Below are 11,295 nucleotides of genomic sequence, written 5' to 3'. Positions count from 1 at the left end.
GAATATGACCAAAATACGGTACATACATAATTTCTTTGTCTCGACTGTTATTATATTTTTTAACAAATACCATTCTTATAATGTTTAATACCCTTATTATTTTTACAAAATTTCCAGGAAACAATCTTAAACATTTATTATGTGCTCGAACATGCAGGTTAAAAGGCCTTGTTCTAATTAAAAGAAACCATGTTAAAACAATAAGGTTGCTATTCATACAAATATAAAGGTCATGAATTTTTACATACCTTATTTTTTTATTTGATATCAATACTTAACACCTTCCATTAATAAGCTCCCTTTATAGTTACATCACTGACTTCTTTAATTGATCGTTGATGTCGATTAACCTGCCATCACTTATTTTAAACACGGTGTCGCAATTTTCGATGGTACTCAAACGATGTGCAATAATAATGAGTGTCTTTTCTCCTTTTAATCCATCAATTGCTTTCATAATTTCTTTTTCAGTTTCATTATCCAGAGCGGAGGTTGCTTCATCCATAAATAAAATTTCCGGGTTATGATATAAAGCACGAGCAATACCAATTCGCTGACGTTGTCCTCCTGATAATCTAACTCCTTGTTCACCTACAACCGTATCCAACTGCTCTGGCATACTTTTTACAAAGTCCTTTAAATGCGCCTGTTCAAGCGCCCGCCACACTTCTTTATCATTAATTTTATCGCTATCAATTCCAAACGCCACATTTCGACGAATCGTATCATCCGATAAAAAAATAAACTGAGGGATATAACCAATTTTTTGTTGCCAAATTGCCCTTTGATCCCCGATTTTCATTCCATCAATAGAAACAGATCCCTTTTCCGGTTCGAACAATCCAAGAATAATATCTACAATTGTTGACTTTCCAGCTCCAGATTCTCCTATAAAAGCAACCGATTGGCCAATTGGTATCGTGAGCGAGATGTTTTTAATCGCATAATCCTCCTGATCAGGATATCGAAAATATACCTGATCTAATTTTATCGAATCCTTAAATGTTCTTTCCCCTATATTGACGACGATCGCATCCCGATTCGTATTAGGATGGACTTCCCTATTCTTTAATAAATCTTCATATACGACTTGAAGTGCCGGCTGACTATATCGAATGGTCGTTATTAACGCAACAACTCGTGTTATGGAAGGCATTAAACGAAATGCAGCCATCGCAAACAATGCCATTGTGGAAACAAGCTGTGTCGTACTCATTCCTTGAAATACGATAATAAGCATAGTAATTAAAACAGTAGACACTAACAACGTTTCAATAAACAGTCTCGGCACAAGCTCCAACAGCTTCATATAACGACTATTGTTTGCCTTTATTTGGCTGTGACTACTATAAGCATTAATAAAAAAGCTTTCTTTACCCGAGACCTTTACTTCTTTGCTTGCCCCTAGCCCTTGATTTACCCACTTAATCATCATGCCGCTCACTCGTTGTTGCTCTTCCCCCAGTCTACTGATTTTTTTACGCAATAACGAAAAGAACAATAAGACACTCCCCCCCAAAAGAAAGGAAGCTGTAATCGTAGCTATGGGAGAAGTTATTAACAACAAGATTAAGATACAAGTAATGATTAATATTTCTGTTAACAATTGAAATACCGACATGACAATTCCTTGAAATACTCTAGGTACTTCTCCATTTACATTTCGAAGCAAATCAGCAGAATTTCGATGTAAATGAAATATATATGGTTTCGTTAAATAAGCATTAAATAGATCCTTTGACATTTTAACTTGCTGGTTTAATATGACTCGGAGTTGTGCATAGTTAAAAAACAGCAAATATAAATTTTTGAATACAAAGATAATCAAAAGAGCGATTACTGAAAAAATAATAAATGCAGTAGACGTTTTGAAATTAAACAAATTATATATATAAGACAATATTTTTTGCTCGTAAATCATATCTGGATTTGTCACCATACCAACAAACGGAACGATCAGTCCGATCCCAATCGTCTCAAACAAAGCAGCAAATACCATCATTACAAAAAGAAAGACCAACTTTTGTTTTTCCCTCTTGTTAAACAGTTGGTGTAGCTTATGAATCGCATCCTTCATCTATGCACGCCTCCTTTGGGATAGCTGTATTTTCGTATAGCCTATATAATCCACTATTTTACCATTTAAGAAGAATCGCTTCTTAAAACTAGAATTAATCAACAATCGTTTGTCGATAATGTAAAACTTCATAAGATTATGCTCTATGCATGACGTCTTCATATATCGGTTTTCAGCATAAACTAAATCATTCTTCACTCTTCTTCATACGGATTACACTTTGTTTTTACTAATAATTGTATTTTGATAGGATGGAATATCTGTATCCTCATATTTAAAGGACATCACTTTCCCCACAATATAATGACCTAAGCGAAATTTATTGAATATAACTGCTGTCCCTATACAAAAAATTACCGTTAAAATAAACACTAAGATCGTATACGTTAATATATTTAAAAATGCTGGCGGCTCTACATTCCGAAGTAAGACAAAGAAAAACATATTTAATAAAAAAATGCTAAATGAATAGTTACTAATAAACATGACAAGTTTAGGAACCTTTTTTATTTTTTGAGCGAGATACATAAGCAAAAATAATATTGTAGATGCATATACAAGCATATCCACTCTTTTCGAACTCGGACTAACTAGAAAATATTTAGTCATAAATACCATAATAACGAGAACTGGGACTGGAACTATTAAAAGAACTGTAATCCATTTATATCTAAAAATATCTTTCACTTTTTCAAAGTGCTTTCCACAATAAAAACCCAATACAAAATAAAAAAGCCAACCTATAAAAGGCAGCCAATATCCCGTCTTCCATATGTATTGTGCAAAAGGATGATCTGGTGCAGACGTGAAATTAAAAAAAGCCAAGTATACAAAGTTTACAATAAAGGCGGATGGAATAATTATTTTTGCTTGCAATCGATCGAGGTGTTTTTTGAATATTACGTGCAACAGGTAAAACTGGAAGATTATGATTATAAAATAGAGTGCTGATTCCCCTAAAAAAACAGTCTGAAACAACTGCTTTATATACCCTTGTACAGACCATGTATCTAAGATCATCCGTGCGTAAATGAAATTCATAAACAAGTATGGAAAAAGCAATATCTTAACCCTTTTTTTCATAAAACCTTTTGGCACGCGAGTTAAGTATTTTTGTGCCAATAGAAACTCAGATATAAATACAAAAACCGGAACCCCAAATAAAACGGATAGATGGAGCAAATAGATTCCACTATGGTAAATCGTTGGCTCTGGATAAAAGTAATATCCGTTATGAATAGCATGAACAAGTGTAACAGCTAGACATGCCGTACAACGCAGCCAAAACACCTCATTTATAAACATCTAAAAACTCCATTCTACGAATAAATCGTTTACTCATCAGCTAATTTACATCCATTGGACCTTTAAGCACCTTTTCTAATTTTATTTTTTCATACTGATCCTAATAGATGATAAAATTTTTCCAATTCCTCAACATTTCCTTTCTTTTCCTTTATTAAATAGTTTTTTATTTTTTGTTTCAATTGATCATTTTCTATTAGTTTCTTGACCGCTTCGGAAACTGCTGTTGCATTTCTTTCTACTACCAACCCATTTTTCCCAGGTATCATTTGACTGTACACCGCATCAAATCTAGTAGTAACGACAGGAGTGTTTAGCATACGTGCCTCTGCAATCGCTATTCCAAATCCTTCATAACGTGAGGTTTGCACGTATATATCCGCTTCCTTAATATATGGATATGGGTTTGCTGTGACACCGAGTAAAATAAAATGTTTTTCCAGTCCTCTTTCCTTAATTGACTGTTCAATCTCGTTTTGTAAAGGGCCTTTCCCAAGTACGTACCACTTAAATTCGAGACCTTTTTCTTTTAAATGTCTACACGCATCTAAAGCGACGTCGTATCCCTTTTGATGGGCAAGCCGACCGATTGTAAGTATTCTCGTTCCATGAAAATCATCATCGAACGTCGATCCTATTCTCGCCATGTTACAAATAAATTTAGGATCATTTATATCTGAAATAACTTTTAATTTCTCCCGAAACTCCGGAAACGTCGCTGCAAATATTTCTTTGGTAGAATCTGAAACGGCAACAATATGATCGTATTTTTTGTAATATTGTTTTTGAAAGTCCTTTTCCTCGCCTGTTAGTGGGTAGCTAACATTTACCCAGGCGAGCTTCCTTTTTGCTTCTATTTTATCCGCTACATAAAATGTAGGTACCCCTTGTGCATAGCTTATAGCTATATCGTAACGCTTCGTTTTTTTTTCAATAACGCTAGAAGCACACTCCCAAAACATGCGTGCCCTTTCTCGATTCCCACACTTTTTTTTACGAATGGAAAAAGAAAACTTCATTCTGGATGCAAGCATGCTTATTTGTGATTTATTTATAGATTGTATAATAGCTTTCTTTATCGGAAGGTGTGAAAAAACTGTATATGCCATCGGCTCTAACATGTTTACCTCTTTAGGAATAAGTTCCTCCAGAGTGTGTCCATAAGCAAATAGCTGTAGATCAACATTATATTTTGTATAGTCCAACAAATTTAACAATGTTACCAGGCTTTTTTCAGCTCCGGCGATATCTAAGGAATCAATAACAAATAACAGTTCTTTTTTTATCATCTTATCCTCCATAAGTTAATTTGTCGTTGACGGTTATTCCGTTTCTTCAAACTGCTTGTGATGTTTCGCTTTCGAAACTATATCCAATCATGAGACAATTACACTTAAGTCTTTTTTCATAAACAAAAGCAAAAATGAGCCCCTTTAACTCAGGGAACACTTCTGAACCGGAGGATTTTATCTGTTTAATTAATCCTAATTAAAAACTAGTCTGTATATCAATTTACTTCTTCTATACAGCCTTCTAATAAAAGTCTTTTAGACTCTTGATCCTTTCAATTGTTGCAACGCTCCCTTTTTCGCTTAAGTGATGGTCCTGATTACTAGTTATTCAGAAACTATATTTATCTTCGTCTAGTTTTATGTTTAAATTACCAATGATCTTTATCGTATACTTCGTGGGCAAAGATTAGACTGATCTAGCAAAGTGTTTATCGATTACAGACGGATGATCTATGGTTTCTTTCAAAAGATTTGCGGAAAATTGTTCACGCAAATTCTTATTATGTAAAATCTTTTTCACGCCGTTGTAAATCGCTGTTTCATTAATAGCAACGATCAAGCCTGTTTCACCATCTCTTATTTGTTCTCTTGCACCTGTAAAATCAGTTGTAACGATCGGTTTGTGTAGTAATCTTGCTTCTGCTAATGTAATACAGTAGCCTTCATGCCTCGATGGTTGAACATATACATCACATTGGGCAATATAAGGGTATGGATTTGAATCGGCACCAAGCAAAATAAAGCGATCCTGCAAATTGTATTTGTCTATTAGATGTTCATAAAAACATCTGGATTGACCTTCTCCAACACAATACCATTTAACATCATGCCCTTCTTCCACCAATTTAGCTAATACTTTTATGCATAGATCTTGACCCTTTTCTTTTGCGAGTCTACCTACAGTAAGTATTTTTATTCCTTGATAAGCATTGGTAAATCCAGCGCCGCTTTTTGCTTGCTCTCTAATTTTTTCTATTGGAATAACATTCGGAAAAACTGCCGCTTTCCCTATTAATTGAGGTAGACTGCTTTCCAATAAACATTTTGCCTTTTCTGAAACGACAAAAACCTTGTTATACTGACTGTAAACTCTTGAAACAAATCTTCGATCAAATCCAATTTTTGTAACATCAAAGTGAATCCATTGGAATTTCTCTCTTGCCTTTATTTTATTTAAGACAAAATAGCTTATGAAATCCATTGGACCAGCATAAGCAATAGCAATATCATATTCTTTTTCCATTGCAGGGTAACCTCTTAATATATTTCTAAAAAAGATTCGTCTATCCTTTGTAATTCTAAGAACAATATGTAAAAAGAATACATAAAATGCCTTTAATATAGATTTATTTTTAATTAATTCAACAACTCTTTTCTTCGGGTGATAATTCAACCATGGTGAAATCTTTTTAAAATCTTTAAAATAGAGCACCTCTACATCATCTGGAATTGATTTTAAAAAACCGCCTCTTCTTTGGAGCAATAAAAACGTTATTTCGTATTGATCTCTTGGCATATTATCGACCAAATTAAGTAGTGACTTTTCTGTTCCACCTACGTTCATATCTATCAACATAAAAATAACCTTTTTTCTCACGGATAACCCTCCTTTCAACAAAAGTTATACTTTTATATTGGAAAATGAAGGGAAGTGAGTAGTTTTTTCTAGTGGGCATAGATTCTTCAATTACTAATCCTCTCACATCCCGATTTTTTCTTTCACAATGGTTGACGAAATGCCGGCTGTATATGGAAAATAAACAACATCGACGCCGACCTTTTTAAATTTCTCCTCAAGCTTCATAAAAAGAGCATCTCCTTTCCAATCGTCTCCGACAAATAAGACGTTGAACAGAAGATGCTCCCAAGCGATGTATTTATCTCTGTTTTTTTGAGGTACGACTTGATCGACGTATTTTAGGCCTTTGATAATTTCCAATCTTTCCTCGAATGGAATGACTGGGCGTTTTTGCTTGTATTCCATAACAAGTTCATCTGTACTAACTCCGACAATTAAATAATCGCATTGAGCCTTTGCTCGCTTTAATATATTTAAGTGTCCTACATGAAATAAATCAAATACACCCGTTGTATATCCGACTTTATATTGCTTCATTTACTTCCACCCTTTCTGTTCCAAAACAAACTTGTTCAATCCGTTTCATTATTTGGGCACTCGCTAGACCTGTTTCAAATGAACCGATCTCGTTTAAAAATGCCTCAACTTGCTTCCTGTATATGTCAATTTGCATTTGTTCAATCTTCTTCACCAATTCCTGTTCATTTGTCGCTTTAATAAACGGCAGCTCATCCAGCTGAAAATACAGTTGCCGTTCCTTTTGCATATAACGTGCCACATCAGGGACGTACAATAGGCATGGACGTTTGGTTAAGGCAAAGTCAAAAATGAGCGAGGAATAGTCGGAAATAACAACATCGGCAACAAAGAGCAGCTCTTGAATATCGTTATAGTCGCTAACATTTACAGTATGTTCCTGATGAATAACCGAATCGCCTTTTGCAGCTACGTGGGGGTGTAATTTAACGAGCAGCTTCCAATCCCCACCAAATCGCCTTTTCAATGCTTTTAGTAACGCAGTAGTAGGCAAGCTGTATGGCGATGCCACCTCCTCTTTCCTGAAGGTCGGTGCATATAACAGCACCTTCGTCTCCGGTGAAAGTCCGAGCTTTCGCATAATAGCCGCATGCTTATCGGGATTCATCTTAAAAAACAAATCATTTCGAGGTGTGCCGCACTCCATTATTTCCCCTTTATGCCAAAAGGCACGTCGAAAAATAAATGTGCTAAACCGACAGCCTGATAAAAGTAAGTCACATTTTCGTGCATCCTTTTTTGCCATGTCTACATACGAGTTTGGGAGCATTTGTTGGGCATCCTTTTCTATTTGTTTTAGTCGAAGGGAACTATGCCACGTTTGCACATAATACTGATCTTTCCTTTTCACAAAAACATCGGTCGTTCGATAGTTCGTTATAATTACTTTAGCTGTACACAGCTCATAAAAGTAGCGCAAAGACATTACTTTTACTTTTCTAGCATGCGGTAAAAAAGGTGCCTGTTCCAATCGATTGAACGCCCATACGAGATTGAACGTCTCTCTTGGGTAATGAGTACGAATATATTCGCTAATATACTTTGGATTACAACTATATTGGGAGCCGTAATAGCTATATAAAAAAATCTTATTTTGTCGTAACGGTAATAAATTAAAAATAAATACGAGAAGCCGCGCAATTACCTTTTTTGCCTGACTCATTTAGTTCACCTGCCTCATGCCCTTTGGTTGGTCTGCAACGCTTACCTTCCGCCACAATTTCCGAACAGCTAAATAGACGAGATTTGCATACGGATGAAAGGAAAAGAGCTGTAATTGTCTGCTTAAGTCGCGATCATTTTTGACAGCCGTTTTTAAGTTGGCCATGTGCTCTTTAATATACGCTTTTAGTTCATTGCGGTAGATTCCGATTGTATCTTTTTCTTTGTTGAAAACGAGTAAATAGTAATGATATAAACTCGTTTTTAACAACAGTTTATAGGACTCATTTGTCAACCAGGCGTATTTTTTTTCAATAAAAGCATGTCGTTCTTTTAAACCGTTAATAATATCCAGATTTCGTACGGAATAAGTAGTTACAATACTGTCATCCCGTTGTCGATAGTAATATAACGGTTCATGAAGAAGCACATACGAGTCCACCCGATCCATCACATGGTGCGTCCAATACACATCCTCGAATAATACCCCTTCTGTAAAAGGGATATCTTGAATGAGTGCCGTTTTATATAATTTCCCCCAAGCAAAATTTTTCACCTTTTCATTGATGACGAGCTCTTTCATTCCGGTTTGTCTACTTAAAACAACAGGTGGATCGATTTGTTTAAAGTACCTTTCATCCAACAGCAAATGACCCGGATGCGCATAATAAAAGGCAGCTTGCACAACATCTGCTTTAAAGGTGTGCGCTGCACTTATTAACGTTTGAACCATTGCTAAATCCAACCAATCATCACTGTCAACAAATAAAGTATACACTCCTGTCGCATACTCCATTCCAGTGTTTCTAGCCGCAGATAACCCACCATTTTTCTGATGAATAACGGTAATTCGATCATCTTTTTGTTTATACGCTTCAGCAATTTCTCCACAACGATCCGGTGATCCATCATTAATAATAATAATTTCCAAGTTGCTGTATGTTTGATTCACGATACTGTCTAAACATCGACGAATGTACTTTTCCACCTGATAAACTGGGACGATTACGCTAACCTTTTCTTTTCCCAATCAGATCGTCCCTCCTGCATAAGTTCGTATAGCTTTACAAATTCCGTTTCATTATTAAACTTCATTTGTTTACAGCTTTCGATCAATCGTTCTCTTATTTTTGGTTCGTCATGTAGCATTGCTACTCCGTTCGCAATCCCTTCAACCGACAAATCACAAATAATCCCATCAACTCCATCCTTCACTTGTCCGCTGGCTGTCGGATAATTCGTTATTAAGACGGGTTTTGCCAAGATTTGAGCTTCTGTTACAGTAACGGCTTTTCCTTCATATCGAGAAGGCTGGACATATAAGTCGGCTGCTCTCATATAAGGGTATGGGTTTGTTTTTTTCCCAAGTAATACAAAATCGTTCTCCACCCCGTACTGAGCAATGAGCTGACGTATTTCTTGTTCGTCTCCGCCATAGCCAACAACATACCAAACGACGGGATATCCTTTGTCTTTCAGTACGCGTATTGCCTTTACCGCCTGATCGAGCCCCTTTGCATAGGACAATCGCGCCACTGTTATTACTTTAAATCGGGTATCCGCTACGATAGATGAATCGATGGGCTCATTCGCCAATGTGCGCACCATTTGAGGTGCAATTATGTTTTCAACAACGATTACTTTTTTGTTCAATTCAGGGTACTTTGTTATAAAAGCCTGCTTGCACGCACTGGAAACTGCTACAATGTAATCAAACTTCGACCACATTTTCACATCCATTTCTTTCGCTGTATCCACTGTTGAGTAGTCGGTATGAATCCAAGCAATTTTCACATTCGCTTGCACTTTTTCGGCGACGACATAGTGGGGCCATAAATAGCTAATTGCAACATCATACGTCGTTTCTACCTTAGGCAAAAAGGGCAAAGCGTATTTCCACATATATTGCATTTGTTGAATTCCCTTTTCATCTACTGCCTTAAATACCACGCGTGTTTTTGCGAGCACCCTTGCTAATGCTAGAAGCCATTTCCGATGCTTCAAAACATCCGTAACGGACATACGGAAGGTCTTCCATACGAGCTCTTCCGGCAATAAATTTATTTTTTTTGGCAGCAAGCTCATAAAATCGCCTGTATGGCTATATAACATAAGATTTATTTTGTACGTATTCGTGTCCATTTGATCCAGCATACCGGCCAAGCTTCTCTCCACACCACCTACTTCCATGTCAAAGGAGGTAATTAATACGTTTTTCATCTGCATCCCCTGCTTCTATTTGATAAAGCTCCATTAATAAAGCGATGCCTTCATCTCGTGAATAGCCTGCTTTTTCAAAGTGATCAACTATTTTTCGTTTATTTTTCTCTTTATTGCCGATCATTTGTAAGATCGTATCGGCCCATACGCCAGGATTTTGATCCAATGATAGCTTTGTTACAAGTCCAAGCCCGATATCCGCTTCTGGTTGAATGGCATGGGAAGTAACACATGGGACTCCACATGCTTGTGCTTCAAGTAAAACAAGTCCTAACCCTTCATAAATAGATGGGAATACGAATACATCCAACCGCTGCAATACAGTTGCTATATCACTTCTTATTCCTAAAAATCGTACATGCTCTGTTAACTTTTCCCGATGAACTACTCTTTCTATCTGTTTTTTTAATTCGCCATCGCCAACTAATAATAGTTTAATCGAGGGTTCCTTTTCGATAAGCCTTTTCAGAATTTCCAGCAAGAACAATTGGTTTTTGGCTGCAATGAACCGGCCGATATGTCCAATAACGATGCTTTTACCTAAGCCAGCTTCGATATTTAAGTTTCGAATCGTGCGCTCTGCGGTTGCCATTATTCTCTCGTAATCAATGACATTTGGAAAGTAGGAAAAGGTCGATTTACGCATGCCACGTTCCCGAAACAAATAAGCGCCTGCTGCATTACTGCAAGCGAGTAAATGGGTGGAAAACAGGCAAATAATGCGGCGCATAAAGAATATATAGAGCTTTCTTAATATCCCTGCAGCTTGATCGGCTGTCGTATGTGCATGCGAAATGCGCACCTTTACTCCCGCTAAGCGAGCAGCGATAATTGCAACGCCACAGTGAAATAACGTGTGTGCATGAACGACATCATAGGGGCCTTGGCGTTTCAACAAACGATAAAGATCTTTTATAGAGTTTGTTTTCTGAAGACGAAAGACAGTGCCACCAAGCTTGTGAATCTCGTCATCGTAATAAGCTTTCTCCATGCTGTAAGAAACAAAGTCAAATTGTACGTATTCGTGATTAACATGTTTGAAAATATTCATTAGCATCGTTTCTGTCCCGCCTGTATTCATCGCACCCGTCACATGGAGTACCTTTTTCTTAATTTCCATATAA

The 11,295-nt window shown here is 36.5% G+C and carries 9 protein-coding genes; all 9 read right to left on the bottom strand.

The annotated features are described in order from the left end of the window. Positions 1–307: 307 nt before the first annotated feature. Positions 308–2,077, bottom strand: a complete 1,770-nt coding sequence (locus ACLIBH_RS06055) for an ABC transporter ATP-binding protein (RefSeq protein ID WP_439315803.1) — start codon at positions 2,075–2,077, stop codon at positions 308–310. A gap of 213 nt (positions 2,078–2,290) precedes the next feature. Next, positions 2,291–3,382 carry an acyltransferase family protein gene (locus ACLIBH_RS06050; RefSeq protein WP_439315802.1) on the bottom strand — a complete coding sequence of 364 codons (1,092 nt, stop codon included), beginning with the start codon at positions 3,380–3,382 and terminating at the stop codon, positions 2,291–2,293. Positions 3,383–3,471: 89 nt separating this feature from the next. Continuing rightward, a complete protein-coding gene (locus tag ACLIBH_RS06045; RefSeq protein WP_439315801.1) occupies positions 3,472–4,671 on the bottom strand; it encodes a glycosyltransferase in 1,200 nt (399 codons plus the stop codon). A gap of 409 nt (positions 4,672–5,080) precedes the next feature. Next, positions 5,081–6,271 (bottom strand): glycosyltransferase, encoded by a 1,191-nt coding sequence (locus tag ACLIBH_RS06040; RefSeq protein WP_439315800.1) that lies wholly within the window; start codon positions 6,269–6,271, stop codon positions 5,081–5,083. 102 nt (positions 6,272–6,373) lie between these two features. Beyond that, positions 6,374–6,790 carry an adenylyltransferase/cytidyltransferase family protein gene (locus ACLIBH_RS06035; protein WP_439315799.1) on the bottom strand — a complete coding sequence of 139 codons (417 nt, stop codon included), beginning with the start codon at positions 6,788–6,790 and terminating at the stop codon, positions 6,374–6,376. Beyond that, the gene (locus ACLIBH_RS06030) at positions 6,777–7,952 is read right to left on the bottom strand and encodes a CDP-glycerol glycerophosphotransferase family protein (RefSeq protein WP_439315798.1); all 1,176 of its coding nucleotides are present in this window, start codon (positions 7,950–7,952) and stop codon (positions 6,777–6,779) included. Before ACLIBH_RS06030 ends, ACLIBH_RS06035 begins: the two co-directional genes overlap by 14 nt. After that, a complete protein-coding gene (locus ACLIBH_RS06025) occupies positions 7,953–8,981 on the bottom strand; it encodes a glycosyltransferase family 2 protein (protein ID WP_439315797.1) in 1,029 nt (342 codons plus the stop codon). It lies immediately after the preceding gene. After that, positions 8,957–10,171, bottom strand: a complete 1,215-nt coding sequence (locus ACLIBH_RS06020; protein ID WP_439315796.1) for a glycosyltransferase — start codon at positions 10,169–10,171, stop codon at positions 8,957–8,959. Before ACLIBH_RS06020 ends, ACLIBH_RS06025 begins: the two co-directional genes overlap by 25 nt. After that, entirely contained in the window at positions 10,143–11,291 is a 1,149-nt protein-coding gene (locus ACLIBH_RS06015) for a glycosyltransferase family 1 protein (protein ID WP_439315795.1), read from the bottom strand. Before ACLIBH_RS06015 ends, ACLIBH_RS06020 begins: the two co-directional genes overlap by 29 nt. Between the last annotated feature and the right edge of the window lie 4 nt (positions 11,292–11,295).

This window comes from Virgibacillus sp. W0430, assembly GCF_051846935.1.
Lineage (GTDB): Bacteria > Bacillota > Bacilli > Bacillales > Amphibacillaceae > JBPYCR01.
The sequence above is the reverse complement of the archived record's forward strand: the minus strand, read 5'-3'. Positions and strand labels throughout refer to the sequence as shown.